At 68.2% G+C, this 26,297-nt stretch carries 27 protein-coding genes; 20 read left to right on the top strand and 7 right to left on the bottom strand.

Annotation, left to right across the window (positions count from 1 at the left end):
- The first annotated feature begins 82 nt into the window (after positions 1-82).
- The 5 genes from ACFWBU_RS06350 to ACFWBU_RS06330 all read left to right on the top strand — a co-directional run bounded on the left by ACFWBU_RS06350 (position 83) and on the right by ACFWBU_RS06330 (position 7,399).
- Positions 83-1,495: a replication-associated recombination protein A gene (locus tag ACFWBU_RS06350; RefSeq protein WP_169621786.1), complete on the top strand. Its 1,413-nt coding sequence runs from the start codon at positions 83-85 to the stop codon at positions 1,493-1,495.
- Positions 1,496-1,628: 133 nt separating this feature from the next.
- Entirely contained in the window at positions 1,629-4,295 is a 2,667-nt protein-coding gene (alaS, locus tag ACFWBU_RS06345; RefSeq protein ID WP_169621787.1) for an alanine--tRNA ligase, read from the top strand.
- A 2-nt stretch (positions 4,296-4,297) separates the two neighbouring features.
- Positions 4,298-4,816 (top strand): Holliday junction resolvase RuvX, encoded by a 519-nt coding sequence (ruvX, locus tag ACFWBU_RS06340; protein WP_169621788.1) that lies wholly within the window; start codon positions 4,298-4,300, stop codon positions 4,814-4,816.
- Positions 4,813-6,570, top strand: coding sequence for an endolytic transglycosylase MltG (gene mltG / locus ACFWBU_RS06335; protein WP_169652164.1), 1,758 nt, complete (start codon positions 4,813-4,815; stop codon positions 6,568-6,570). Before ruvX ends, mltG begins: the two co-directional genes overlap by 4 nt.
- Positions 6,560-7,399, top strand: a complete 840-nt coding sequence (locus ACFWBU_RS06330; RefSeq protein WP_169621790.1) for a shikimate dehydrogenase — start codon at positions 6,560-6,562, stop codon at positions 7,397-7,399. Before mltG ends, ACFWBU_RS06330 begins: the two co-directional genes overlap by 11 nt.
- A 64-nt stretch (positions 7,400-7,463) precedes the next feature.
- Here ACFWBU_RS06330 and ACFWBU_RS06325 read toward each other — a convergent pair whose 3' ends face one another.
- Positions 7,464-9,050, bottom strand: a complete 1,587-nt coding sequence (locus ACFWBU_RS06325; protein WP_378527818.1) for an FMN-binding glutamate synthase family protein — start codon at positions 9,048-9,050, stop codon at positions 7,464-7,466.
- 140 nt (positions 9,051-9,190) lie between these two features.
- Here ACFWBU_RS06325 and ACFWBU_RS06320 point away from each other — a divergent pair, with 140 nt between their 5' ends.
- The gene (locus ACFWBU_RS06320; RefSeq protein ID WP_169621792.1) at positions 9,191-9,544 is read left to right on the top strand and encodes a YciI family protein; all 354 of its coding nucleotides are present in this window, start codon (positions 9,191-9,193) and stop codon (positions 9,542-9,544) included.
- 5 nt (positions 9,545-9,549) lie between these two features.
- Positions 9,550-10,800 carry an RNA polymerase sigma factor gene (locus tag ACFWBU_RS06315; protein WP_378527842.1) on the top strand — a complete coding sequence of 417 codons (1,251 nt, stop codon included), beginning with the start codon at positions 9,550-9,552 and terminating at the stop codon, positions 10,798-10,800.
- A 16-nt stretch (positions 10,801-10,816) separates the two neighbouring features.
- Here the strand turns inward: ACFWBU_RS06315 and ACFWBU_RS06310 are convergent, their stop codons facing one another.
- Positions 10,817-11,191 carry a DUF1622 domain-containing protein gene (locus ACFWBU_RS06310; protein ID WP_169621793.1) on the bottom strand — a complete coding sequence of 125 codons (375 nt, stop codon included), beginning with the start codon at positions 11,189-11,191 and terminating at the stop codon, positions 10,817-10,819.
- Positions 11,192-11,436: 245 nt separating this feature from the next.
- Here ACFWBU_RS06310 and ACFWBU_RS06305 point away from each other — a divergent pair, with 245 nt between their 5' ends.
- The 6 genes from ACFWBU_RS06305 to ACFWBU_RS06280 all read left to right on the top strand — a co-directional run bounded on the left by ACFWBU_RS06305 (position 11,437) and on the right by ACFWBU_RS06280 (position 17,243).
- A complete protein-coding gene (locus ACFWBU_RS06305; RefSeq protein ID WP_378527817.1) occupies positions 11,437-12,735 on the top strand; it encodes a dicarboxylate/amino acid:cation symporter in 1,299 nt (432 codons plus the stop codon).
- A 157-nt stretch (positions 12,736-12,892) separates the two neighbouring features.
- Positions 12,893-13,492 carry a prepilin peptidase gene (locus ACFWBU_RS06300; RefSeq protein ID WP_378527841.1) on the top strand — a complete coding sequence of 200 codons (600 nt, stop codon included), beginning with the start codon at positions 12,893-12,895 and terminating at the stop codon, positions 13,490-13,492.
- Positions 13,493-13,540: 48 nt separating this feature from the next.
- Entirely contained in the window at positions 13,541-14,728 is a 1,188-nt protein-coding gene (gene aroC / locus ACFWBU_RS06295; RefSeq protein ID WP_169621796.1) for a chorismate synthase, read from the top strand.
- A 4-nt stretch (positions 14,729-14,732) separates the two neighbouring features.
- Positions 14,733-15,293, top strand: coding sequence for a shikimate kinase (locus tag ACFWBU_RS06290; protein ID WP_169621798.1), 561 nt, complete (start codon positions 14,733-14,735; stop codon positions 15,291-15,293).
- Complete coding sequence (gene aroB / locus ACFWBU_RS06285) at positions 15,290-16,399, top strand: 3-dehydroquinate synthase (RefSeq protein ID WP_296550781.1); 1,110 nt, start codon at positions 15,290-15,292, stop codon at positions 16,397-16,399. The genes ACFWBU_RS06290 and aroB overlap by 4 nt, the downstream gene beginning before the upstream one ends.
- A 40-nt stretch (positions 16,400-16,439) precedes the next feature.
- Positions 16,440-17,243 carry a transglutaminase family protein gene (locus ACFWBU_RS06280; protein WP_169621801.1) on the top strand — a complete coding sequence of 268 codons (804 nt, stop codon included), beginning with the start codon at positions 16,440-16,442 and terminating at the stop codon, positions 17,241-17,243.
- Positions 17,244-17,250: 7 nt separating this feature from the next.
- Here ACFWBU_RS06280 and ACFWBU_RS06275 read toward each other — a convergent pair whose 3' ends face one another.
- The 5 genes from ACFWBU_RS06275 to ACFWBU_RS06255 form a co-directional block, all read right to left on the bottom strand.
- Positions 17,251-17,841, bottom strand: a complete 591-nt coding sequence (locus ACFWBU_RS06275; protein ID WP_169652160.1) for a TIGR03086 family metal-binding protein — start codon at positions 17,839-17,841, stop codon at positions 17,251-17,253.
- A 56-nt stretch (positions 17,842-17,897) separates the two neighbouring features.
- Positions 17,898-18,755, bottom strand: a complete 858-nt coding sequence (locus ACFWBU_RS06270; protein ID WP_169652159.1) for an alpha/beta fold hydrolase — start codon at positions 18,753-18,755, stop codon at positions 17,898-17,900.
- Positions 18,752-19,180, bottom strand: coding sequence for a helix-turn-helix domain-containing protein (locus tag ACFWBU_RS06265; RefSeq protein ID WP_169652158.1), 429 nt, complete (start codon positions 19,178-19,180; stop codon positions 18,752-18,754). Before ACFWBU_RS06265 ends, ACFWBU_RS06270 begins: the two co-directional genes overlap by 4 nt.
- A gap of 75 nt (positions 19,181-19,255) precedes the next feature.
- Complete coding sequence (locus ACFWBU_RS06260; protein ID WP_378527840.1) at positions 19,256-19,684, bottom strand: hypothetical protein; 429 nt, start codon at positions 19,682-19,684, stop codon at positions 19,256-19,258.
- Positions 19,685-19,765: 81 nt separating this feature from the next.
- On the bottom strand, positions 19,766-20,344 hold the full coding sequence (locus ACFWBU_RS06255; RefSeq protein WP_296550780.1) for a B-4DMT family transporter: 579 nt from the start codon (positions 20,342-20,344) through the stop codon (positions 19,766-19,768).
- 73 nt (positions 20,345-20,417) lie between these two features.
- Here ACFWBU_RS06255 and ACFWBU_RS06250 point away from each other — a divergent pair, with 73 nt between their 5' ends.
- The 7 genes from ACFWBU_RS06250 (at position 20,418) to ACFWBU_RS06220 (ending at position 26,266) form a co-directional block, all read left to right on the top strand.
- Entirely contained in the window at positions 20,418-21,515 is a 1,098-nt protein-coding gene (locus ACFWBU_RS06250; RefSeq protein WP_378527816.1) for a M24 family metallopeptidase, read from the top strand.
- A gap of 34 nt (positions 21,516-21,549) precedes the next feature.
- Positions 21,550-22,113: an elongation factor P gene (gene efp, locus ACFWBU_RS06245; protein WP_169621808.1), complete on the top strand. Its 564-nt coding sequence runs from the start codon at positions 21,550-21,552 to the stop codon at positions 22,111-22,113.
- Positions 22,114-22,623, top strand: coding sequence for a transcription antitermination factor NusB (nusB, locus tag ACFWBU_RS06240; protein ID WP_169621809.1), 510 nt, complete (start codon positions 22,114-22,116; stop codon positions 22,621-22,623).
- 225 nt (positions 22,624-22,848) lie between these two features.
- Positions 22,849-23,463: a bifunctional pyr operon transcriptional regulator/uracil phosphoribosyltransferase PyrR gene (gene pyrR / locus ACFWBU_RS06235; protein ID WP_169652154.1), complete on the top strand. Its 615-nt coding sequence runs from the start codon at positions 22,849-22,851 to the stop codon at positions 23,461-23,463.
- Positions 23,460-24,401 carry an aspartate carbamoyltransferase catalytic subunit gene (locus ACFWBU_RS06230; RefSeq protein ID WP_169621811.1) on the top strand — a complete coding sequence of 314 codons (942 nt, stop codon included), beginning with the start codon at positions 23,460-23,462 and terminating at the stop codon, positions 24,399-24,401. The genes pyrR and ACFWBU_RS06230 overlap by 4 nt, the downstream gene beginning before the upstream one ends.
- A gap of 41 nt (positions 24,402-24,442) precedes the next feature.
- Positions 24,443-25,756 carry a dihydroorotase gene (locus tag ACFWBU_RS06225; RefSeq protein WP_169621812.1) on the top strand — a complete coding sequence of 438 codons (1,314 nt, stop codon included), beginning with the start codon at positions 24,443-24,445 and terminating at the stop codon, positions 25,754-25,756.
- A 9-nt stretch (positions 25,757-25,765) separates the two neighbouring features.
- Positions 25,766-26,266, top strand: coding sequence for a transporter (locus tag ACFWBU_RS06220; RefSeq protein ID WP_169621813.1), 501 nt, complete (start codon positions 25,766-25,768; stop codon positions 26,264-26,266).
- Positions 26,267-26,297 lie beyond the last annotated feature (31 nt).

The following is a 26,297-nucleotide window of genomic DNA, read 5'->3' as shown; positions in this document are numbered from 1 at the left end:
GCAGATATGCACCGAAATGTCGCCGCTTGTTCACCGGGTACTGCGACCGCGACGGTCGGTGGGAGCTTGTAGCGTCGGAGTGGTGAGTGACGTATTCGGTGCGGAGGATCCTTCGGCAGAACCGGACGCCCTCTTCGAGGCGCCCCGCGCAGAGGAACCCGAACCCGAACCGGAGATACGCCGCGCACCCGCAGCGCCGACCGGGCCCTCCGCTCCGCTCGCCGCCCGCATGCGTCCCGCGAGTCTCGACGAGGTGGTCGGCCAGCAGCACCTGCTCGAACCCGGCGCTCCGCTCCGACGCCTCGTGGAAGGTTCGGGCGCGGCGTCCGTCGTGCTGTACGGCCCGCCCGGGACCGGGAAGACGACGCTCGCGTCATTGATCTCCGGTGCGACAGGCCGGCGGTTCGAAGCGCTCTCGGCTCTGTCCGCCGGTGTGAAGGACGTGCGTGCGGTCATCGATGTGGCGCGCCGCCGCCTCGCCCACGGCGAGCAGACGGTGCTGTTCATCGACGAGGTCCACCGGTTCTCGAAGACCCAGCAGGATGCGCTGCTCGCCGCCGTGGAGAACCGGATCGTGCTGCTCGTCGCGGCGACGACCGAAAACCCCTCCTTCTCCGTCGTCGCTCCGCTGCTGTCGCGCTCGCTGGTGCTCCAACTGCAACCGCTCGGCACGGAGGACATCCGGCAACTGCTCGAACGCGCCCGCGTCGACGAACGCGGACTCGGTGGCGTGGTGGACATCACCGACGACGCGCTCGATCACCTCGTACGTCTCGCAGGCGGCGACGCGCGACGCGCGCTCACCGCGCTCGAGGCGTCCGCCGAGACGGCGTCGGACCGGGCCGGCGACGGCGACGCCGTCATCGATCTGTCCACGGTCGAGTCGAGCATCGACAGGGCCGCGGTGCGCTATGACCGCGACGGCGACCAGCACTACGACGTCGCGAGCGCGTTCATCAAGTCGCTGCGCGGCTCCGACGTCGATGCCGCCCTGCACTACCTGGCGCGGATGATCGTCGCGGGGGAGGACCCCCGCTTCATCGCCCGGCGCCTGATGATCCAGGCCAGCGAGGAAGTGGGAATGGCCGACCCCACCGCGTTGCAGACCGCCGTCGCCGCATCACACGTCGTGCAGCAGGTCGGGATGCCCGAGGCTCAGCTCGCTCTCGCCCAGGCCACCATCCACATCGCGACAGCCCCCAAGTCGGGTGCGGTCACCGCTGCGCTGGGAGCGGCGATCGCCGACGTCAAAGCGGGCAAGGCCGGGATGGTGCCCGCGCACCTGCGTGACGGGCATTATCAGGGCGCGCAGAAGCTCGGCAACGCCGTCGGGTACCGCTACCCGCACGACCATCCGGACGGCGTGCTCGCCCAGCAGTACGCGCCCGACGAACTGGTCGGGGTCGACTACTTCCGGCCGACCAACCACGGAGCCGAACGTGAACTGGCGTCGCGGGTGCCGAAGCTCCGCCGCATCGTGCGAGGCGAGCGGTAGGCGGGCGTGACGTCCGTCGTACCGACCGGAAGCCGGTTGCGCCGGGACGTTAAGCTGAACGATGGCCGTTTCGCGCGGCCGGCAGGCCACACCGGGCAGTTCCCGGAACCGTCACACGACAAAGGACCATGACGTGCAGACCCACGAGATCCGTAGGCGCTTTCTCGATCACTTCGTGAAGGCCGGCCACACCGAGGTACCCAGCGCGTCGCTGATCCTCGCCGATCCGAATCTCCTGTTCGTCAATGCCGGCATGGTTCCCTTCGTGCCGTTCTTCCTCGGGCAGCAGACCCCGCCGTACACCCGTGCGACATCGGTGCAGAAGTGCGTGCGCACGCTCGACATCGAAGAGGTCGGCAAGACGACCCGGCACAACACGTTCTTCCAGATGGCCGGCAACTTCTCGTTCGGGGATTACTTCAAGGAAGAGGCCATCGCCTTCGCGTGGTCGCTGCTCACCGGCTCCGTCGACGACGGCGGATACGGCATCGATCCGGAAAAGCTCTGGGTCACCGTGTATCTCGACGACGACGAAGCGTTCGCGATCTGGCGCGACAAGATGAACGTGCCGGAGGCCCGCATCCAACGGCGCGGCATGAAGGACAACTACTGGTCCATGGGAATCCCCGGCCCGTGCGGCCCGTGCTCGGAGATCTTCTACGACCGCGGCCCCGAGTACGGCGTCGAGGGCGGCCCGGAGGCCGACGAAGACCGCTACATCGAGATCTGGAATCTCGTCTTCATGCAGAACGAGCGCGGCGAAGGCCGCTCCAAGGACGACTACCCGATCCTCGGACCGCTGCCGAAGAAGAACATCGACACCGGTATGGGCGTCGAGCGGGTGGCGTTCCTGCTCCAGGGCGTCGAGAACGTGTACGAGACCGATCTGCTCCGTCCCGTGATCGACAAAGCCGCCGAACTGACAGGCGCGGTGTACGGCGCCAAGCACGAGGACGACGTCCACTTCCGGGTGATCGCCGACCACGCCCGCACGGCCGCGATGCTCATCGTCGACGGCGTCAACCCCGGCAACGACGGCCGTGGATACGTTCTGCGTCGTCTGCTTCGCCGGATCGTGCGCTCGGCGCGTCTGCTCGGCGCCGACCGTCCCACGATGGCCGAGTTCATGACCGTCGTCCGCGACACGATGGCGCCGTCCTACCCCGAACTCGCGACCAACTTCTCGCGCATCGAGACGGTCGCGGTCGGTGAGGAGACCGCGTTCCTCAAGACGCTCGGCACCGGCAGCAAGCTCTTCGAAGGGGCGGTCGACGCCGCGAAAGCACAGGGCGAGACCGTGCTCGGCGGAACCGCCGCATTCACCCTCCACGACACCTACGGCTTCCCCATCGACCTCACGCTCGAGATGGCGTCCGAGGCCGGATTGACCGTGGACGAGGACGGCTTCCGGTCGCTGATGGCGGAACAGCGCCAGCGCGCGAAGGACGACGCGCGGGCCCGCAAGCACGCGCACGCCGACCTGACGGTCTACAAGGAACTCCTCGACCGTGGCCCCACCGAGTTCACCGGCTTCGGTGAACTCGTAACCGAGGCGCACGTGCTCGCCGTGATTACCGGGGGCGAACGCCTGCACACCGCATCCGCCGGGCAGAAGGTCGAACTGATCCTCGACCGCAGCCCCCTCTATGCGGAGTCGGGCGGCCAGATCGCCGACGTGGGAACGATTACCGGGCCGGGTCTGAAGATCAAGGTCGACGACGTCCAGAAGATCGCCAAGCAGTTGTGGACGCACAAGGTCACCGTGGTCGAAGGACAGGTGACCGAGGGCGACGCGGTGCTCGTGCAGGTCGACCCCGAATGGCGCAAGGGCGCGACACAGGGCCATTCCGGCACCCACCTCGTGCATGCCGCGCTGCGGGAGGTCCTCGGACCCAACGCCGTGCAGGCCGGTTCGCTCAACAAGCCCGGCTACCTGCGGTTCGACTTCTCCTGGCCCGGTGCGTTGTCGGAGCAGCAGAAGCAGGACATCGAGGTCGTCACCAACGAGGCGGTCGCAGCGAACTACCCGGTCAACACGTTCGTCACCGACCTCGACAAGGCCAAGAAGATGGGCGCGATGGCGCTCTTCGGCGAGAACTACGGCGACGAGGTGCGTGTCGTCGAGATCGGTGGCCCCTTCTCGATGGAGCTGTGCGGCGGCACCCACGTCCAGCATTCGTCGCACGTCGGGACCGTCACGCTCCTCGGTGAGCAGTCGGTGGGGTCGGGTGTGCGCCGGGTCGAGGCCTACGTCGGACTCGATTCCTACCGCCACCTCGCGAAGGAACGGGCATTGCTCGCAGGCCTGTCGTCGACGCTGAAGGTTCCCTCCGAGGAGGTGCCCGGACGCGTCGAGTCGCTGATCGAGCGGCTCAAGGCGGCAGAGAAGGAACTGGAGAAGACGAAGGCGGCCAACGTCGCGGCGGCAGCGGGCACTTACGCCGGCAAGGCGCAGCGAATCGGCGACCTGCTCGTGGTGGCCGAGGCGGCTCCCGAAGGCGTCACCGGCAACGACCTGCGCACCCTGGCATCCGATATCCGCGGCCGGCTGGGCTCCGAGCCCGCTGTCGTGCTGCTCCTGGGCAGTGCCGACGGAAAGGTTCCGTTCGTCGTCGCCACCAGCAAGCCCGCGCAGGCGATGGGCATCAAGGCCGGCGATCTCGTCGCGAGCTTCGGACCCGCGATCGGCGGACGCGGCGGCGGCAAGCCCGATATGGCACAGGGGGCGGGCTCGGATCCGTCCGGCATCCGTGCCGCACTCGATGCCTTCCGCGCCCGGCTCAGCGAGCTGGCCGGCTGAGCGTGGCTGACCTGCCGGGCCCGGATCGACCCGGGGCCGACGACCCCGGCCGAGGCCGACGAATCGGGATCGATGTCGGGAGCGTGCGGATCGGGGTCGCTTCGAGCGACCCCGATTGCATCCTCGCCACGCCCGTCGAGACCGTGCCGCGCTCGAAAGACCGCGGTCCCGACGCGCCGGATATCCGGCGCATTGTCCAAATCGTTATGGAATACGAGGCCGTGGAGGTTATCGTCGGGCTTCCGCAGACGCTGCGCGGTGAGCCCGGCAAGGCCGCGAAACTGGCGAGCGACTTCGCTCGCCGCATTCGCAGGCAATTGCCCGACGTTCCCGTGCGCATGGCCGATGAACGTTTCACCACGGTCACTGCGGCGCGTGCCCTCCGCGAGAGCGGGGTGAGCGCAAGGGGCGCGCGGCCGGTGATCGACCAGGCCGCGGCCGTGGCCATTTTGCAGGGTTGGTTGGACGAGCGGAGCGCAGCAGTGAACGAAGCCGACGGAGACCTCGGGGGAAGCCGGTGAACCGGCACGGGCAGTCCGACGACCGTTCCGAACCCACAAGGCAGGGGTTGTTCTCCGACCCGTACGCCGGTAGCTACCGGGGACCGGCGGATCGGCGTGGCGAAGGCGACTACCGCTACGACACTCCGCCGCAGCAACCGCACCCGACGCGTTCGCCGGACGACGACGAGACGAACGTGCTGCATTTCGAGGAGGGGGCGTTCGACGGTCCGCCTCCCGGTCATGCACCCGGCTCCGGCTATGCGCCCGAGCAGAGCGGACAACGACCCGGCTACGCCGACGACGAATACGCCGACGGGTACTCCTACGCACAGCGCGAGGGGTACCGCTACGACAACACCGGCGATGCCTACGACGACACCGGAGACGGATACGACGGCGACGGCTACAGCCGCCACCCCGCGCCTCGGGACGGGAACAATCCCTACCCCGCAGCCGCCCCGGGCCGCGACTCCGCCGCCGCCCCGCGCGACGAGTACGACGACTACGACGAGGACGACTACGACTCGTCCGCGTACGACGACGAGGACTACGCCGAGACACGCGCAGTACCCGCGGCTGTCGGCGCGCCGTCGCCCCGGGGCAAACGAACCGGAGGCGCCGTCGCCCGCAAGAAGCGCGGACGCATCCTCGGGTCGCTTGCCGCGGCGCTGGTGCTCGTCGTCCTCGTGGGCGGTGGTTACTTCGCCTACACCAAGCTTGCCGGGCCCGATCCCGCACCCGACTTCACCGGGCCTGCCGGACCCGAGGTCGTCGTGCAGGTGCAGCCGGGAGACACGGCACAGGAGATCGGCACCGAGTTCGTGGACAAGGGCGTCGTTGCCAGTTCCGCGGCGTTCTACGAAGCCGCCGTGCAGAACTCCGGAATGAACGCCCTGCACCCGGGCTACTACCGGGTGCCGACCAACGTCCCGGCGGTCGACGCTGTTACGGCGCTGGTGAGCGGCACCAGCCGCGTGGGCGCATTCGTCGTCTCCGAGGGCCGGCAGCTTCACGACATCCGCGACGTCAATACCGGCGCGGTGCGCAAGGGCATCTACACGCTCATCTCCGAAGCAAGCTGTTACGACGACGGTGGCACGCCGACCTGCCTGACCTATGAGGAACTCGAAGCAGCGGGCGCGAGCCCCGACCTCGAAGCTCTGGGAGTTCCGGAGTGGGCCCGCGAAGCGGTCGCGAACGTCCCCGACCGGGCACGCCAGCTCGAAGGGCTGATCGCAGCCGGAAGCTGGGATATCGACCCGAGCGCCGAACCGGTCGAGGTGCTGCGCAGCCTCGTCTCCGCGAGCGCCGCCAAATACGACGAGACCGGTATCACCGCAGCTGCCGCGAAGGTCGGGCTGACCCCCTACGAACTGCTGGTCGCTGCGTCGCTCGTCGAGCGGGAAGCGCTGCCTGCCGATTTCTCCAAGGTCGCCCGCGTCATTCTCAACCGCCTCGAAATCGGGCAGATGCTGCAGTTCGACTCCACGGTGAACTACGCACTCGACGAAACGGAACTCGCCACCACCGACGCGGACCGGGCACTCGTGACCCCGTGGAACACCTACGCGAGCGTGGGCTTGCCGGCGACACCGATCTCGTCGCCGAGCATCGGCGCCCTCCAAGCGGTAGAGAACCCCGAACCCGGTGAGTGGACCTACTTCGTGACGATCGACGAGAAGGGCACGACCCTGTTCGCGAACAACTACGAAGAACACCTCGTCAACACGCAGAAGGCTCTGGAAAGCGGAATTCTCAACAGTGGCAGATGATCTGAACGCGGTGGCCCGCAGGGCCGCGGTCCTCGGGAAGCCGATCGAACATTCGAAATCCCCGCTGTTGCATCTCGCGGCCTACCGGGCGCTCGGGCTGACGGACTGGACCTACGACCGGATCGAGTGCACCGGCGAGGAACTGCCCGGTCTGGTGTCGGGTCTCGGGGACGAGTGGGTCGGTGTCTCGGTGACGATGCCCGGCAAGTTCGCTGCCCTGGAATTCGCGACCGAGCGCACCGAGCGCGCCGTGACGATCGGGTCGGCGAACACCCTCGTGCGGGTCCCCGGAGGGTGGCGCGCGGACTGTACCGACGTCGACGGCGTCACGGGAGCGCTGCGCTCCGGCGGGGTACGCGACCTGAGGGGTGGATCCGCGGTCGTGGTGGGTTCGGGCGGCACCTCGCGTCCCGCGCTCGTCGGACTGACCGACCTCGGTGTCCGCAGCGTGACGGTGGTCGCGCGCGACGAGGGTCGCGCCCGGGCCACGTTCGACTGTCTCGGGGACGACATCGAGGCCCGGTGGGTGCCGTTCGACGCCCCCGGCCTCGGACAGATGTGCGCGGAGGCGGACGCCTTGGTGAGCACCGTGCCCGCTGTTGCGGCAGCGCCGTACGCCGACGCACTCGCCCGCGCTCCGTACATTCTCGATGCGATCTACGATCCGTGGCCGACGCCGCTCGCCTCGGCGGCGGAGGCCCGCGGGACGGTGGTCATCAGTGGACTGCACATGCTCCTCAACCAGGCGTTCGGGCAGGTGGAGCAGTTCACCGGCCGGCCCGCACCCCGAGAAGCCATGGCGCGCGCGGTGGGGCTGGACTACGCCTGAGACCGGCGGGCGGGTCGCGCAGCGGCACCGAGCACCGGTTACCGGCGACTTACCGTTCGGCCCGCTAGGTTCCCGGGGGTTTCGTCGCGGCCCCGGGCGACCCCGCGCCGCCGGAGGCCTCGGGTTCGCCGGCCGTCATGATCCGGGTGATCGCCTCGCGACCTGCGGGGCTCGGCAGCCCCCAGTCCGTCCGGTAACCGTAGAGTTCGGCGAGGGTCACCGAATGCCGGTTGCCGTCGGCGACTTCGACGTCGTCGGCACCGATCAGGCTCGGATGTGCCACCCCGCACGCCTCGGCCACTTTGAGGACGTCGCGTCGTAGCGCCCGCAGATAGCCGTCGACCCGGTCGGCCTTGGACGGAATATCCAGGCCCCGCTCGAGCCATCGATTGTGGCTGGCGACTCCGGTCGGACAGGTGTCGGTGTGGCACTTCTGTGCCTGAATGCAGCCGAGTGCGAACATCGGTTCACGGGCGACGTTGAGCATGTCGCAACCGAGGGCGAATGCGGCCACGGCATTGTCGGGCATGCCGAGCTTGCCCGATCCGATGAACGTGACGTCGTCGGCGAGGCCTGCTTCGGCGAACTGACGATAGACCCGCGCGAAGCCGCTCCGGAACGGCAACGACACTGCGTCGGTGAAGACGAGCGGAGCGGCGCCGGTGCCGCCCTCGCCACCGTCGATGGTCACGAAGTCCACGCCCCGCTCGCCGCTGCGCATCGACTCCACGAGCGAGTGCCAGAACGTCGGATCTCCCACGGCCGCTTTGATTCCCACCGGAAGACCGGTTTCCGAGGCGACGCGTTCGACGAAGTCGAGCATACTGTCGACGTCGTGGAAAGCAGTGTGCCGGGACGGACTCACCACGTCGTGGCCCATCGCGACACCGCGGATCTCGGCGATCTCGGGGGTGACTTTGGTAGCCGGCAGCAGGCCGCCGAGCCCGGGTTTGGCGCCCTGGCTCAGCTTGATCTCGATGGCCTTGACCGGCGCCGACTCCGTGAGTGCGACGAGCCGGCCGAGGTCGAACCGGCCCTCTTCGTCGCGGCACCCGAAATAGGCGGTACCGATCTGGAAGATCAGGTCTGCGCCGTGGCGGTGATAGCGCGAGAGCCCACCTTCGCCGGTGTTGTGCATACATCCGGCCGACGCGGCTCCCTTGTTCAGCGCGGTGACCGCGGCCGAGGACAGGGACCCGAAGCTCATTCCCGAGATGTTGACGAACGAACGAGGCCGGAACGCTTTCGCCCGGCCTCGTGGTCCGCCGAGAATCTTCGCCGAGGGCACCTCGAGTGCCTCACCGCTGTGTGGCGCGCCGGACGCGGGGACCTGTGAGAACGTGCGGTGCTTGATGATCGTGTATCCGTCGGTGTATTCCACATCGTTGTCGGTGCCGAACCCGAAGGTGTTGTTCTCCTGCTTCGACGAGGCGTACACCCATCGGCGCTGGTCGCGGGTGAACGGACGCTCCTCGTCGTTGCGGGTGATGATGTACTGCCGCAACTCCGGTCCGACGGCCTCGAGGAGATGTCGTCCGTGCCCGACGACCGGGAAATTGCGCAACAGCGAGTGCTTCCGCTGCAGCATGTCGTACGACGCCACCGCGGCCAGGGCCGCAGCCGGGATGCCGAGGGCCTTCGACCACTCCATGACCTCACGCTAGGCGGAATGAGTCGTCCTCGTGCCCACTTAACCGTTCGTCTTCTCGGTCGGATGTCGAATCTGCCGCCTATCGTTCGTGTAGTAGATGAACGGCCGGAACAGCCGGCCACCTCGAGAAGGATTCGGCAATGGTCCAGTACCTGCTCAGCATCTATCAGCCCGACGGCGATCCGCCGCCGCCCGAGGAACTCGAGCCGATCATGCGGAAGCTGGAGGTCCTCCAACGCGAACTGCGCGAGGCCGGAGCGTGGGTCTTCTCCGGAGGCCTTCACGCGGCAAGCACGTCGACCGTCGTCCGGGCCGGCGGTCAGGGCGTCGTAACGACCGACGGGCCCTATATCGAAGGCAAGGAGCACCTCGGAGGCTTCGACGTCATCGAGGCTCAGGATCTCGACGCTGCACTTGTCTGGGGACGCAAACTCGCCGAGGCCACCACGCTGCCGATCGAGGTGCGTCCCTTGCAGTGGGGATCGTGCGGCTGACTCCGATGTCGGTGACGTCTACACAGATCGAACGGATCTTCCGCGACGAGTACGGACGTGCAGTCTCGGTGCTCACCCGCGTCTTCGGCGACCTCGACCTCGCCGAAGACGCGGTGCAGGAGGCGTTCACCGTCGCGGTGAACCGCTGGCCGGGGGAGGGGATCCCGCCGAGTCCGGCGGGGTGGATCATCACCACCGCGCGACGCCGCGCCATCGACCACGCACGGCGGGAGGTCCTGCGGGACGCGAAACACGCCGACGCAGCGAGGCTTCTCGGCGTGCAGGAGGGCGACGTCCACGACGGTCTCCCCGGACCCGGCCTGCCCGACGACCGGTTGCGACTGATCTTCACGTGCTGCCATCCCGCGCTCGCCCCGGCGACCCGGGTGGCACTGACCCTCCGCCTGCTCGGCGGTCTCGGTACCGCGCAGATCGCGCGCGCATTCCTCGTTCCCGAACCTACGATGGCGCAGCGTATTTCACGGGCCAAGGCGAAGATCCGCGACGCCAGGATTCCCTACCGCACGCCGTCCGCGGCCGACCTTCCGGAACGGCTGGGCGCGGTGCACGCGGTGCTCTATCTGATCTACACCGAGGGGCACACCGCCGGGAGGGGAGCAACACTCGGCGATACCGACCTCAGTGCCGAGGCGATCCGGCTCCTCCGGCAGTTGATCGAACTCCTGCCCGACGACCCCGAAAGCACGGGACTGCTGGCGTTGATGCTCTTCGGCGAGTCGCGTCGCGCCGCACGGACCACCGCCGACGGGCGGATGGTGCTTCTCGCCGACCAGGATCGCACCCGCTGGGACCGGAACCTGATCCGGGAAGGACAGGTCCTCGTCCGGCGCTGCATCGAACTGAACCGGCCCGGTCCGTATCAGCTCCAAGCCGCAATCGCTGCCGTGCACGCCGACGCGGCGACCGCTGCTGCGACCGACTGGTCGCAGATCGTGCAGCTCTATGACCACCTTCTCGCGCTGCATCCCACGCCCGTGGTGGCGCTCCATCGGGCCATCGCCCTCGCGGAGACCGACGGGCCCGAGGTGGCCCTGCAGATCGTCGACGAACTGGACCTCGACCGCTACCACGTCTTCCATGCGGCGCGCGCGGATCTTCTGCGGCGTCTCGGCCGGCAGCGAGACGCGGCGGTCGCGTACGAGAAGGCCGCGACCCGCACCGCGAACAGCGTCGAGCGTGCCTATCTGTCGGGCCGGCACGACGAGCTCGGGCGGCGCCGCAGCAGTGGCGACTGACTGGGCCGGCGCGGCGTCAACCGGACGGGGGAGTGACAGGCACCTCCCCCTCCGTACGTCGCTGCCACGGCCAGCGCCCGTCGATCTCGAGTTGCAGCGACCAGCTGAGGAACGTTCTGATCAGGACGATCAGCGCGAGAACCCCGACAGAGGTGAAGGTAGGGGTCACCGCCACGGTTTTGATGATGTCGGCGGCCACCAGGAACTCGAGACCGAGCAGGATCGACCGTCCCAGACTGCGCCGGTACTGCTCGTAGACGGCGACTCCGGGGGAGCGCACCCGAGCCGCCACCGCGGTCCACGTGGCGGACGCGGCTCCCAAGACGATGGCCGCGACACCCACGACGTCGATCGCAGAACCGACGTGCTCGAGGACCGACGAAAGCTCCATATCCAGCGTTCCTTCCGGTGATCGGCAAGCGCTCCCCGTCGATGCTCGCAGAGTCCGCCGATTCTGCACCGGAACTTCCGGTCGGAGTTCGACGAAGTGCCGGTCGGCTCCGGCGACATCGGACCCCGATCGCCGCAACGACGCCGTAATGCGCAGGCAACTCCGGCGACGTGAGCGCCGCTTACGTTTGCGCGGCCACCTTCGTTCTGTTCGAACGTGGCCGAGGCACGGAGTCGGGAGATTCGATGAACTTGGTGAAGAATTCGGGAGTCCACATCGGACTCGCTGCTGTCGCGGGGCTGGCATTCGGGTTGATCGTCGGGGAATGGGCGGCGAATCTGCAGTTCGTCGGCGACATGTTCATCCGGTTGATCCAGATGTCCATCGTTCCGCTGGTGATGGCGTCGGTCATCGTGGCAACCGGATCGATGAGCGGCGCCGGGACGGGCAAGATCGCCTTCCGGACCTTCACATGGATGATCGGGTTCTCCCTGGTGGCAGCAGTGCTGGCCTGGGTTCTGAGTTCGGTCATCCGCCCGGGCGACGGCATGGTCTTCGGTGGCGAGCTGGATTCGGCGCTCGAGGCGTCTGCGGGTGATGCCCTCGGTTGGCAGGACACCGTCGTGAACTTCGTTTCGAAGAACATCTTCGACGCGATGTCGACGGCGACCATGGTTCCCATCATCGTGTTCTCGTTGCTCTTCGGTCTCGCGCTGCGCCAGCACATCACGAAGACGGGTGACGATCGCGTCCTCACGTTTGTCGATCAGGTGCAGCAGATCGTGCTGACGATGATCCGGCTGGTCATGTACGTCGCCCCCGTCGGTGTCTTCTGCCTGCTGGCCTCCCTCGCGGGGGATGTGGGGTTCTCGGTCGTGACCACCGGCCTGAAGTACCTGGGAACCACGCTTCTCGGCGTGCTCATCCTGTTTGCGTTCTTCACCGTGGTGGTGAGCGTGCGGACCGGGTTGAACCCGTGGAAGCTGCCGTCCAAGCTCGCCGAGCAGACGGCGATCGCTATCACCACGACCAGTTCGGCGGTGACCTTTCCGACGGTTCTCAAGAACACGGTGGAGAAGGTCGGCGTCAGCCAGAAGATCGCGAACTTCACGCTGTCGGTCGGACTGACGATGGGCTCCTACGGTGCCGTCCTCAACTACATGATCGTCGTGATGTTCTTTGCCCAGGCCGGAAACGTCGACCTGAGCATCGGGCAGATCGTTCTCGGCATGGGACTGGCGATCCTGCTCAATATGGGCACCATCACCGTGCCCGGCGGCTTCCCGGTGGTGGCGATGTTCCTGGCAACCTCGCTCGGTCTGCCCTTCGAGGCGGTGGGCCTGCTGATCGCTGTCGACTGGTTCACCGGCATCTTCCGGACGTTCCTCAACGTCAACGGCGACACCTTCGTCGCGATGCTGGTCGCCAACGCCGACGACGAGATCGACCGCGACGTCTACGACGGGCGCAAAGAGGTCACTGCCGACCCCCTCGACGTCGAAGAGTTCGACGACATGCTGGCGCGCGCCGACCGCGCGGACTGAACCGTCCGAGCTCGTCCTCGCGGCCGGACTGTTTCACCGGGGACCGGCAGGCTGAGGTTCGAGTTTGTCCACAGGTCGCCTGTTCCTCCCCGGAGTGCCGCCAAGGATCCCGGCCGGAGCCGGGGGTGCCGTCCGCTGCGGCACGCTGACGTCCGTGATGATCATCGGGGGTGTGGTCGCGGGGGCCGCGGTGGGTTCGGCGGTGTACGCGCTGGCAGCACGACTGGCGGGCAGGGTGCCCGCGGCAGGGATCTGTGAGGTCGCGTGTGCGGTGATCGGGGCCGTGGCGACCCTCGGCGGCACAGCCCCCGCCGCGCTCGCCTTCGCACTTCTCGGGTGGTGGAGTGTCGGCCTGGCCACGGTCGACATCCTGGTCCGGCGGTTGCCGAACATCCTCACCCTCGGCGGTGGCGCAGGGGTAGTTTCCGTCGCCTGGTTCACCGGCCACGGCGCCGCGGCGCTGGCGGGCGCCGCACTGATGACGACTCCGATGCTCGTCGTGCACCTGGCATCCCCGCGGTCGTTGGGAGCCGGCGACGTCAAACTCGCAGTTGCGCTCGGGGCCGCCACCGCCGTCGCCGGCACCCGGGCGTGGCTCGTCGCGGCACTGCTCCCGTCGGTGCTGACCGTGCTGGTCGTGGCGGTCCTCGGAGTCGTGCGTCGCCGGGCTCCGCGTGCGGAGCGTGCACTGCCCGGGGTGCCGCACGGGCCGTCGATGTGCGCCGCTGCGCTGCTCGGATTCTGCGTGGAGCAATGACCAGGGGTGGCGTCACCGCGCGGGCGGCGCCCGTGGAAGGATGACGGGGTGCTGCGTTGGATAACTGCCGGAGAATCCCATGGTCCCGCCCTCGTCGCGATGCTCGAGGGGATGATCGCCTCTGTCGAGGTGACATCGGACGACATCGCAGACCAGCTCGCGCGCAGGCGGCTCGGTTACGGCCGTGGCGCTCGCATGAAGTTCGAGGCCGACAAGGTCACCATCATCGGTGGTGTCCGGCACGGGCGCACCCTCGGTGGCCCGATCGCCATCGAGATCGGCAACACCGAGTGGCCCAAGTGGGAAACCATCATGTCCGCCGACCCCGTGGCCCCGGAGCTGCTCGAAGGGCAGGCGCGTAACGCGCCGCTCACGCGCCCCCGACCCGGTCATGCCGACTACTCGGGCATGCTCAAGTACGGATTCGACGACGCGAGGCCGGTGCTCGAACGTGCCAGCGCGCGCGAGACGGCGGCGCGAGTCGCCGCCGGAACCGTGGCCCGCAACTTCCTCCGGCAGGCATTCGGTGCCGAGGTCGTCTCTCACGTGATCTCCATCGGCGCCTCCGAGCCGTACGTCGGCCCCGAGCCCGGAGCCGCCGATCTCGCGGCAATCGACGCGAGCCCGGTGCGCGCGTTCGGTAAGGCCGCCGAGGAATCGATGATCGCCGAGATCGAAGCAGCCAAGCGCGACGGCGACACGCTCGGCGGCATCGTCGAGGTCGTCGTCCACGGTCTGCCCGTCGGACTCGGATCGTTCGTCAGCGGAGCCGATCGCCTCGACTCGCGACTTGCCGCGGCACTCATGGGAATTCAGGCGATCAAGGGTGTCGAGGTCGGCGACGGCTTCGAGACTGCGAGGCGACGCGGCAGCGCCGCTCACGACGAGATGCGCCCCGGGCCCGACGGTGTGCTCCGTTCCACCAACCGCGCAGGCGGTATCGAGGGTGGCATGACCAACGGCGAGACCTTGCGGGTACGCGCCGCGATGAAGCCCATCTCGACGGTCCCGCGGGCACTGTCGACCGTGGACATGACCACCGGTGACGAAGCGGTCGCCATCCACCAGCGTTCCGACGTGTGCGCGGTCCCGGCCGCGGGCGTCGTCGCCGAAGCGATGGTCGCGCTCGTCGTCGCGCAGGCCGCCCTGGAGAAGTTCGGCGGAGACTCGCTCCCGGAAACGGTGAGCAACATCGAGCACTACCTGAAAGGTGTTGCGGCGCGCCCGCCGCGGTAGAGGCATGGCGCCGCGTGCAGTGCTCATCGGTCCGCCCGGGGCCGGCAAGTCGACCATCGGCCGACGAGTCGCCCAGGCGCTCGACCTGTCGTTGCTCGACACCGATGCGGAAATCGAACGCACCACGGGCCGCACGATCCCCGAGATCTTCGAGCAGGACGGCGAACCGGTGTTCCGGCAGATCGAGGAGAAGGTCGTCGCCGAGGCACTCGCTCAGCACGACGGCATCGTCTCGCTCGGCGGTGGCGCCATCCTGTCCGACCGGACGCGGCAACGTCTGGCCGGGCATACCGTCGTGTATCTCGAACTCAGCGTGGCCGAGGGGTTACGGCGCACCGGCAACAACACCTCGCGGCCCCTGCTCAACGGGGGAGACCCCGCCCAGAAATATCGCGATCTGATGCGCCGCCGACGCCCGTTGTACCGGCAGTCGGCGACCATTCGGGTGCGGACCGACGGTCGCAGCCCCGGCCGCGTCGTCCAGCAGGTCCTCGCCAAACTCGGTGCGGCGGAAGATGCCGCTGCCGTCCAGACCACTCCAGAGAATCGGAGCACCACACCGTGACCGAACCGGTACGCATCGACGTCAACACAGCTCATCCCTATCCCGTCGTCATCGGACGTGGGTTGCTCGGCGACCTCGTCGGCGCGCTGTCCGGCACCCGGACCGTCGCCATCTTCCATCAGCCCACGCTCACCGAGACCGCCGAGGCGGTGCGGGAGGCGCTCGCCGAGACGGGAATCGACGCCCACCGCATCGAGATCCCGGACGCCGAGGACGGCAAGGAACTCGCGGTCGCAGGCTTCTGCTGGGAGGTTCTCGGCAGGATCGGCCTCACTCGGTCCGACGCGATCGTGAGCCTCGGCGGCGGAGCAGCCACCGACCTCGCGGGGTTCGTGGCCGCGACCTGGATGCGCGGGGTGCGGGTCTACCACGTACCGACGACGCTGCTGGCGATGGTCGACGCCGCCGTCGGCGGGAAAACCGGGATCAACACCGAGGCGGGCAAGAACCTCGTCGGGGCGTTCCACGAACCGTCCGCGGTGTTCGTCGACCTCGCGACACTCGAAACGGTGCCCCGCAACGAGATCATCGCCGGACTCGCGGAGGTCATCAAGACCGGATTCATCGCAGACCCGGTGATTCTCGACCTCATCGAAGAGGATCCGGCAGCCGCGGTCGATCCGCTCGGTACGGTGCTTCCCGAATTGATCCGTCGTTCCGTCGAGGTCAAGGCGAAGGTTGTCGCGGCCGACCTCGAAGAAGCCGATCTCCGCGAAATCCTCAACTACGGACACACTCTCGGGCACGCGATCGAGCGGCGCGAGCGTTACCGCTGGCGTCACGGCGCCGCCGTGTCGGTGGGTCTGGTGTTCGCCGCGGAACTCGGGCGGCTCGCAGGCCGGCTCGACGATGCCACCGCGGAGCGTCATCGGACGATCCTCGAATCCGTCGGGTTGCCCACCACCTACGATCCCGACGCGTTCGGCGATCTCCTCAAGGGAATGCAGAGCGACAAGAAGAACCGCGCGGGGTTGCTGCGTTTCGTCGTGCTCGACGGTCTCGCGAAGCCCGGACGGCTCGAGGGACCGGATCCGGCCTTGCTGGTAGCCGCGTATTCCGAGGTGGCACGCCAAGGTTCGGCCGACGCCGGGACCATTCTGCTCTAGCGGTTCGGCGCCCGAGAGCGACGGGTGGCACGATCGTCGTATGAAACGTGAAGTCGCCGCCGCGCTCGAGTTCGAAGTCACCGAGCCGACCCGGATCGAAATGAAGATCGCTGTGGCGAACCCGGACGACGCCGAGGTTCGAGAGTCGATGCGGGTCGTCCACAACGACGACGAGATCACCGCCCGGGAGGTCGTGGTCGAGCACGGAACCAGAATCCACATGCTCGACTGCGCACCCGGCAAGGTGACCGTCGACTACTCGGCCACCGTGAACGGTTCGTTCCCCTCGACACCGGTAACCGAGGCCGACCTGTCGATGTATCTGCGCCCCAGCCGGTACGCGGAGGCAGACAAGTTCTTCGGGTTCGCCGCGTCGCGGTTCGGGTCTCCCGAACCGGATGCCGAGACGCTCGCGCGGATCGTCGAGTTTGTCGAACAGCACCTGATCTACACGCCGGGAGCCAGCCGCGGTACCGACAGCGCCGCCGACACCCTGCTCGCCGGTGCCGGGGTCTGCCGCGACTATGCGCACCTGACGATCGCGCTGCTGCGGGCGGTAAACATTCCCGCGCGACTGGTCTCCGTCTTCGCTCCCGGCTGCAGCCCGATGGACTTCCATGCCGTCACCGAGGCGTACGTCGACGGCGCCTGGTGCGTCGTGGATCCGACGCGGCTGGCCCCGCGCTCGTCCCTCGTGCGGATCGCCACCGGCCGGGACGCCGCCGACACCGCGTTCCTCGACAACCACGGCGGCAGCCTCACCTTGAAGAGTTCGAAGGTGACCGCCGTCGTGGTCGGGAGCCTGCCGGTCGACGAATACGCCTCGCCGGTTTCGCTCGGCTGACCCCCCTTCAGCCCGGCGGAGCCCAGGACGGATCGCGGCCGGTGAGTCCGAGCAACCTGTGTAGGGCGGGCGCGTCGCCCGGTACCGAGACGGCGGGGCCGAACAGCGCACCCTCCGTGCGTTGTTCGTCGGACACGGTTCCGGCGAACGCGAGGCACGCGGCGATCTCGTCGGGCTCGCACGCATAGGGCTGCCCGGTCGCGACGGCGAGGTCCCAGCCGTGCACGACGAGTTCGTCGAGTGCGACGAGCCCGGCGATCTCGCCTGGGAGATCGATGCCGCCCGCGCGGGTGGTGCCCGCCCACGCATCGGGATCACGCCACGCGTCGGCGAGGGCGCTCAGCCTCGCGGTGGCAACATCGTTCCAGCCGCCCGGAAGCTCACCCGTCGGGAGTGTCGGTGGCGTGTCGGTGAGGCCCTCGAAGTCCTTGCTCGCCGCCGCGGTGAAGGCGAGCGTCAGCCCGAGCACGTGGTCGACGAGCATCCCGACCGTCGCCTCGGTGCACGGTGTGGCCGCGAGCAGATGCTCGTCGCCGATCCCGTCGAGAACCCGGTCCATGCGGCGTGTCGCTACGGACAAATCGATCATGTCGGTCATCGGTATCTCCTCTGTGCGAAGGTCACCTGTGTTCCGACCGGCGACGCGCCCCGAACTCACCGCGTATCGGTGCGCGAGGGGCTCAGAAAAGTGAGGATCCGGCCGGTCTGTCCGAGGATGGCGTGACCGGCATCGGGCAGAACCTGCACGTCCGCATCGGGGAAGCAGCGCCGTGCACGCTCGGCGGTCTCGCCGGAATCGAACATGACGTCCCGTGTGCCCACCACCACCAGGACGGGCGCGGTCACGGTACCGAGCGCGTCGTCCGGAAATACCGGGAGTTTCTCCGTCCGGGGCCGGAACGCGCCGAACGTCTGTGCCACGTCGTCGAGCACAGGGGCGACCTCGGGGCCGGTCAGGCCCGTGACCCGTGCGACGGCGCGCCGCCGGCCCCACCGTCCGAGCGGCAGCGTCGCCATCGCGGGCAGCATGCGCAGGGGCGTCGCGCGGCCGATGCCGCCGGGGCAGAGGAGAACCAGGCGTGTCACGCGGCCGGGTCGCCGGATCACGTAGTCCAGCGCGCTCCATCCGCCGAGCGACATGCCGACCATCGCGCACGTGGTGATACCCAGTCCGTCGAGCACCTGGTCGAGCCACCGGGCGGGCTCGTCGGTGTCGAGCCGAGGTCGCGCCGGCGCGCTGAGTCCGGGTTCACCGACCAGGTCCACGGCGTAGGTGCGGAAGCTCCCGGCCCACGAGGCGATGTCACCGAGCCACGTCGACGTGTTCGCGCCGGCGCCGTGCAGCAATACGAGGGGAGGCGCATCCTTCGGGCCGGACGCCACCACGAAGGTCTCGCCTGCGTCGGTCGGGATCCGAACGTGCTCGGAGGGCACCGGCCACGTCGCGAGGTGCTCGCGATAGCGCTGCAGCACCTGCTCGGCGGCGGTGGCGGACTTGTAGATGGAGTTCACGACGCGAGGATCCCTTCGATGTAGTCGAGCAGCCGGGCGGTGTCGGCGAGCCCTCCGAGGACGACGACTTTCATGCGCCCGCGTTCCTCGTCGTAGACGGTGTCGATCCGCAGTGGTGGTCCGGCGTCGCGAGTGCCCGCGGCGGCGGTCAGCACCGTGGTGAGGCGGTGTGCAGTCTCCGGGCTCACGGCATCGATGTCGACGATGCTCGAGACGTCGGTGTGGCGTTGTCTTCGCACCGTCTCGCGCGGCGGCGCCGGTACCGCCCTGCCGGTGAAAGCGTCGAGGTCGGTGTGTGCGATGCGGTACTGCTTGCCGATGCGCACTGCGGGAAGCTTGCCGTCGCGGACGTAGTTCCGGACGGTGCGTACGTGCAGGCCGAGGCGTTCGGCGACCTGCTCGACGGAGAGCAACGTTTCTTCCATGAAAATACCGTATCGCTCCCTATCGTGATGTCAATAGGGAGCGATACGGTATTTTGGGGAGGGTAGGAACGGTGGTCAGGTGGTGAGTACCAGGAGGAATCCGCCGCCACCGGCGTCGATCCGCGTCGTGACCGACAGCCCCGGCGCGAGTCGCGACAGCCGGTCCACGAGCCAGTCACCGGCCTCGACCGCATCGGCCTTGCTCGGACAGCGGGCGACGGCGACGCGGCCACCCTTGCGCGTGAGTTGCTCGACCACACCGATGATGGGGGCGGGATCGACGACGAACAGGTGATCGGGCCACGGCACGACGGGTTTGACCGCACCCTTCTTGGTGTTGCACGCCCGGTGCGCGAGTCGTTCCTGGCCGCCCTTCGCGCCCTTCTTCGCCGTCGTGATGCTGTCGACGCTCGGACCGCGCGGATCGTTGACCGACATGGTGGCGTCCACCGGCTCGTCACACAGCCAGCATCGCCACGCGTCGCGTTCGCCCACTTCGTCCATCTTGCTCATGGTGTCGACGCTACACAGCGGCGTGAGCGGGTCACCGTGCCGATAGCCCGGGGGCGAGGGACGACCGGCAGGTCAGCGCTCGGGACGTGGCGCGTGCGGGTCGACCGCGGGGAACACCTCGGTGGGTGCGTCGTCGTTGCGCCAGGCGGGGTCGGCGGCCGGCGCGCTCGCAACCGTGGCCGGTTCGCGCTGCTCCCGGGGCGCCGTCCGGTCGCTCTCGTCGGTCTTCTCGCCGCGACCGGCGAAGAACCGGCCGGCGGTCACTGCGGCCATCGCCGGCAGGAACACCAGGAGCACCGTGAACGCGGCACCGGAGGTCAGTTCGAACAGAATCGACTTCACGCCGATCGGGATGGCGGTGAGCGTATCGACGAGCCAGGTGAGGAACCCGGCCACGATGCCGGTGACGGCGCCGGCCGCGAGCCACCGCATCGTCAGGTCCTCCCCGTCGTCCGGGTCGGGGTACGCCCTCCGGTCGCGGATTCCGTCGATGCCGGCCCACACGACCGCCGCCAGAATGACGACGGCCAGACCCAGCCATCGCAGAATCGATCCCTGCAACGGCCACTGCATGAGGGCGGCACCGAGTAGGGCGCGCACGATCACGTGGACGAGGGAAAGCCCCAGTCCGCGAACCAACCACGGTTTCATGTACCCGAGAGTAACGGCTTCGGGCGGGAAAGTGTGTCTCGTCCCACACCGGGGCGCGGGGTACGTTGGGCGAATGTCCGCCGACCACGCCTCCCGTCGTCGCGCACTGCGTGCCCTGCTCGCCGAGCGCGACCTCGACGCCCTGCTCGTGACCGACCTTCTCAACATCCGGTACCTGACCGGCTTCACCGGTTCGAATGCCGCTCTCGTCGTCGCCACGGACGACGACTCCGACGAAAGCCGCACCGTGATCAGCACGGACGGCCGGTACGTGACCCAGGTCGCCGCCCAGGTTCCGGACCTGCGCGCGGACATCGCGCGGGCCTCCGCCGCGCATCTCGTCGCCGCCGCGACCGAACCGCCCGCGACCTGGGGCTTCGAAAGTCACGTCGTCACCGTCGACGAGCGTTTCCGGTGGGACGGGCTCGGGAGCGCCGCGCGTTTCGTCCCTGCGCCGGGACTCGTCGAGGAATTGCGCATAGTCAAGGACGAATACGAGGTGGGCCTGCTCCGTGAGGCGTGCGCGGTCGCCGACCGCGCACTGGCCGATCTGATCGAGGCGGGTGGTCTGCGGCCGGGGCGTACCGAGAAGGAGGTCGCGCGAGATCTCGAGTGGCGCATGTTCGAGCACGGCGCGGACGGCATCTCGTTCGAGACGATCGTCGCGTCGGGCGAGAACTCGGCCGTCCCGCACCACCGGCCCACCGGCGCGGTCCTCGCGGCGGGAGATTTCGTCAAGCTCGACTTCGGTGCCCAGGTGGGCGGATACCACTCCGACATGACCCGCACGTACGTGCTCGGGCACGCTCAGGACTGGCAGCGTGACGTGTACGACCTGGTACTGAGGGCGCAGCGCGCCGGGCGGGAGGCACTCGCGCCGGGTGCGGAGTGCGCCGCGGTGGACGCGGCCGCGCGCAGTGTCGTCGCCGCTGCCGGGCATGCGGATCTGTTTCTCCACGGCCTCGGGCACGGGGTCGGACTCGAGATCCATGAAGCGCCGGGAATCGGGGCGGCGGCGACCGGTACACTTGTCGCCGGTGCGGCGGTGACCGTCGAGCCGGGTGTGTACTTCTCGGGGCGCGGAGGCGTGCGGATCGAGGACACGCTCGTGGTGCGGGAGCAGACTCCGGAATTGCTCACGCTCACCGACAAGACATTAACCGTCGTTTGAGGCGGTTTCCCCGACTCTAGGAGACGCGAAGTAAGTGGCTGACACCAGTGATTTCAAGAACGGACTCGTTCTGAAGATCGACGGCCAGCTCTGGCAGATCATCGAGTTCCAGCACGTGAAGCCGGGCAAGGGCCCCGCGTTCGTGCGTACGAAGCTCAAGAATGTGACGTCGGGCAAGACCGTGGACAAGACCTGGAACGCCGGTGTCAAGGTCGAAACCGCTACGGTCGACCGCCGTGACATGACGTACCTGTACAACGACGGCACCGATTACGTGTTCATGGACTCGCAGACCTTCGACCAGATCTCGATCAGCCCCGAGCTGCTCGGCGACGCCGCGAAGTTCCTCCTCGAGAACATGGCCGTGCAGGTCGCGACGAACGAGGACGTTCCGCTGTTCGTGGAGCTGCCCGTGACGATCGAGCTCGTCGTCAAGCACACCGACCCCGGCCTCCAGGGCGACCGCTCGACCGGCGGCACCAAGCCGGCGACCCTCGAGACCGGCGCCGAGATCCAGGTCCCGCTGTTCATCAACACCGGCGACAAGCTCAAGGTCGATTCCCGTGACGGCAACTACCTGGGGCGAGTGAACTCCTGAGTGTCCGGTACCCAGAAAAAGCTCGGGGCCCGTCACAAGGCCCGTAAACGCGCTGTCGATCTGCTCTTCGAAGCAGAAGCACGCGACGTTCATCCCGCCGACCTCGCGGCCGACCGGGTCGAACTCGCCATCGCGGACGACCAGGTCGCACCGGTCCCGCCGTACGCGCAGACCATCATCAACGGTGTCGCCGACAACCTCGACGAAACCGATCGCGTCATCGCCGACCATCTGCACGAGTGGACACTCGATCGGCTGCCCGCCGTCGACCGAGCGATCCTCCGCATCGCGGTGTGGGAGTTGTTCCACGCCACGGACGTGCCGCCGGTCGTCGCGGTCGACGAAGCCGTCGAACTCGCCAAGCAGTTGTCGACCGACGATTCGCCGGCATTCGTCAACGGCGTACTCGGCCAGATCGTGGTGGTCGCGGACCAGGTGCGCGCCGCAGCCGCAGCCACCCTGGTCCGGCCGCCTGCCGAGGCGCCCTCGCAGGACTCCGACGAGTCCTGACGGGACTTCGGTTCCACCTTCGTTGAGCGGGTTCCCGTGGGCATCGTCCCATCGGAGCCCGCTCACGTGCTTTTCATCCCGCGTTTCCACCGCCGGGGATGTCGACGTCCTGTGTTGCGCTTCACCCGCGCACCGCGCTTTCGGGCAGGTGCACGCTGCTAGGCTCGAACACTGTCAGGCATCCTTTAACGATCCGTCCAGTGAGGCGGAGAAGGAGGTCGCTGCATGACCGTGTCCGAGGACGGGTCCACAGCTTCTACCCATTCTGCGTCTCCCGCCGACGCACCCGCGCGTGAGCTTCTCTCCGCGGCGGATGTGCACCGCACCATCGCGCGAATCGCGCACCAGATCATCGAGAAGACCGCGCTCGACACCCCCGCCGAAGCGCGGCGTGTCGTCCTCCTGGGCATCCCGACGCGCGGCATCACGCTCGCGAACCGGCTCGCCGACCGCATCGAAGAATTCTCCGGTGTCCGCGTGCCCGTCGGTTCACTCGACATCACCTTGTACCGGGACGACCTGCGCACCAAGCCGCACCGCCCGCTCGAGCGCACCTCGGTGCCCGACGGCGGCGTCGACAACACCCTCGTCGTGCTCGTCGACGACGTCCTGTTCTCGGGCCGTTCCGTGCGCGCCGCTCTCGATGCGCTCCGCGACCTCGGGCGTCCGGAAGCCGTACAACTTGCCGTGCTGGTCGATCGCGGCCACCGCGAACTCCCGTTGCGTGCCGACTACGTCGGGAAGAACGTTCCCACCGCGCGCAGCGAAGACGTGCGAGTGCTGCTCACCGAACAGGACGGCCGCGACGCCGTGGAGATCTCGGGAGGCAAGACCCAGTGAAACACCTGCTCACCATCGCAGATCTCGACAAGGATTCCGCGACAGGGCTTCTCGACGAAGCAGAACGTTTCGAGCAGGCGTTGCTCGGCCGTGAGGTCCGCAAGCTTCCCACGCTGCGTGGCCGCACCGTCATGACGGTGTTCTACGAGAATTCGACGCGCACCCGCGTCTCGTTCGAAGTCGCGGGCAAGTGGATGAGCGCCGACGTGATCAACGTCTCGGCCTCCAGTTCCTCCGTCCAGAAGGGCGAATCGCTGCGCGACACGGCGCTGACGCTGCACGCAGCCGGAGCGGATGCGCTCATCGTCCGGCATCCCGCCTCCGGCGCGGCGCACCGGATCGCGCAGTGGACCAACGAGTCCGGATCGGGCCCGGCCGTGATCAACGCCGGCGACGGAACACACGAACATCCGACGCAGGCGCTGCTCGACGCGCTCACCCTGCGTCAGCGGCTCGGCGGAATCGAAGGACGCCGCGTCGCGATCGTCGGCGACGTGCTGCACAGCCGCGTGGCGCGTTCCAACGCTCTGCTGCTGAGCATGCTCGGCGCGGAGGTCGTGCTCGTCGCTCCCCGCACCCTGCTGCCGGTCGGTGTGGAGACGTGGCCGGTGCGTGTCGCGGAGTCGCTCGACGCCGAACTGCCCGGACTCGACGCGGTGCTGGTGCTGCGCGTGCAAGCGGAGCGGATGAACGGCGGGTTCTTCCCGTCGGCCCGGGAGTACTCGATCCGCTACGGCCTCAGCGCCAAGCGCGCCGCGGTGCTTCCCGAGCATGCTGTGGTCCTGCACCCGGGACCGATGTTGCGCGGCATGGAAATCGGGTTCCCGGTCGCCGACGCACCGCAATCCGCCATCCTGCAGCAGGTCGGCAACGGCGTGCACGTGCGCATGGCGGTGCTGTTCCGGCTGCTCGTCGGTACGGAAGGCAACCTGTCGTGAACGCCGCTTCGGAACACACCCACGGAAGAGGAGATACCCCGGTGACGCCGCAGGTGCTCATCCGCAACGTCCGGCTCTACGGCGAAGGGGATCCGGTCGACGTCCTGCTCGGCGACGAGCAGATCCTCGCCGTCGGACCGGGACTCGACGCCGACGCGAACGTCGAAATCCTCGACGGCACCGATCGCATCCTGCTGCCCGGTTTCGTCGATCTGCACACTCATCTGCGCGAACCCGGACGCGAGGACACCGAGACGATCGACTCGGGTTCGGCCGCGGCCGCCCGCGGCGGCTACACCGCCGTGTTCGCGATGGCGAACACCGATCCGGTTGCCGATTCGGCGGTCGTGACCGACCACGTGTGGCGTCGTGGCCAGGAGGTCGGCCTCGTCGACGTGCATCCGGTCGGTGCCGTGACGGTCGGTCTCCAAGGCAGGCAACTCGCCGAGATGGGGTCCATGGCCTCCGGCATCGGGCAGGTCAAGTTGTTCTCCGACGACGGAAAATGCGTCGACGATCCGCTGCTCATGCGCCGCGCGCTCGAGTACTCGTCCTCGCTCGGAGTGCTCATCGCCCAGCACGCCGAGGAACCCCGCCTGACGGTCGGAGCCGTGGCACACGAGGGACCCACGGCCGCACGCCTCGGCCTCGCCGGGTGGCCGCGCGCCGCCGAGGAGTCCATCGTCGCCCGGGATGCGCTTCTCGCGCGCGACGCCGGCGCACGCGTGCACATCTGTCACGCGTCCACCTCGGGCACGGTCGCGCTCGTGGAATGGGCTCGCTCGCAGGGCATCGCCATCAGTGCGGAAGTCACGCCGCATCACCTGCTGCTCGACGACTCGCGGCTCGAGACCTACGACGGCATCAACCGTGTCAACCCGCCGCTGCGTGAGCGGTCGGATGTCGAGGCCTTGCGCCGGGGACTGGCGTCCGGGGTCATCGACTGTGTCGCCACAGACCACGCTCCGCACGCCGATCAGGACAAGTGCTGCGAGTTCTCACAAGCGCGTCCCGGAATGCTCGGCCTCGAAACGGCGTTGTCCATCGTTATCGAGACAATGGTGCGTCCCGGTCTGCTCGACTGGCGCGGTGTCGCGCGGGTGATGAGCGAGCGCCCCGCAGAGATCGTCGGGCTCGACGACCAGGGGCGCCCGCTGGAGGTCGGTGAGCCGGCCAACGTGGTGCTCGTCGATCCGGACACCGAGTGGACGGTGCACGGGCCGGACCTGGCGAGCATCGCCGGCAACACCCCGTACGAGGACATGACCTTGCCGGGACGGGTCACCGCGACAGTGCTGCGCGGCCGGATCACCGCCCGCGACGGCGCGGTATACCCCCGGACCGACGGAAAGTAGGAACACGAGATGGACCGGATAGTGCTCACCGTCGGATTCCTGGCGTTGTGGGTCGTGCTCGTACTGCTGATGTGGAAGGGCTGGCGCGGCCGGGCCCGACGACAGCAGGACGCGATCGGGGAACTGCCGGTGGTGCCCGCGGAACTGGGGGAGCGGCTCATCGAGCCGAGCACGGGCCTGTACGTCGGCAGCACGCTGGCGCCGAGCTGGCAGGACCGCGTGGCGGTGGGCGACCTCGGCTTCCGCGCCAGTTCCGAACTGAGCCGGTACCGGACGGGAGTGCTTCTGGAACGGCACGGCGCGTCGCCGATCTGGATTCCCGAGGAGTCGATCCGCGCGATCCGGACCGAACGCGGCTTGGCGGGCAAGGTCATGACGAAGGACGGCGTGCTCGTGATCCGGTGGCAGCTGCCGTCGGGGACCGAGGTCGACACGGGCTTCCGTGGGGACGACAAGTCGATCTATCCACAATGGACTCGGGAACAGACTCGGGACGAGAACGAAAAGTGACGATCACAACGACGATGACGATCACAGCGAC

Source organism: Rhodococcus sp. NPDC060084, assembly GCF_042730335.1.
Lineage (GTDB): Bacteria > Actinomycetota > Actinomycetes > Mycobacteriales > Mycobacteriaceae > Rhodococcus.
This window is presented reverse-complemented; position numbering and strand designations above follow the sequence as displayed.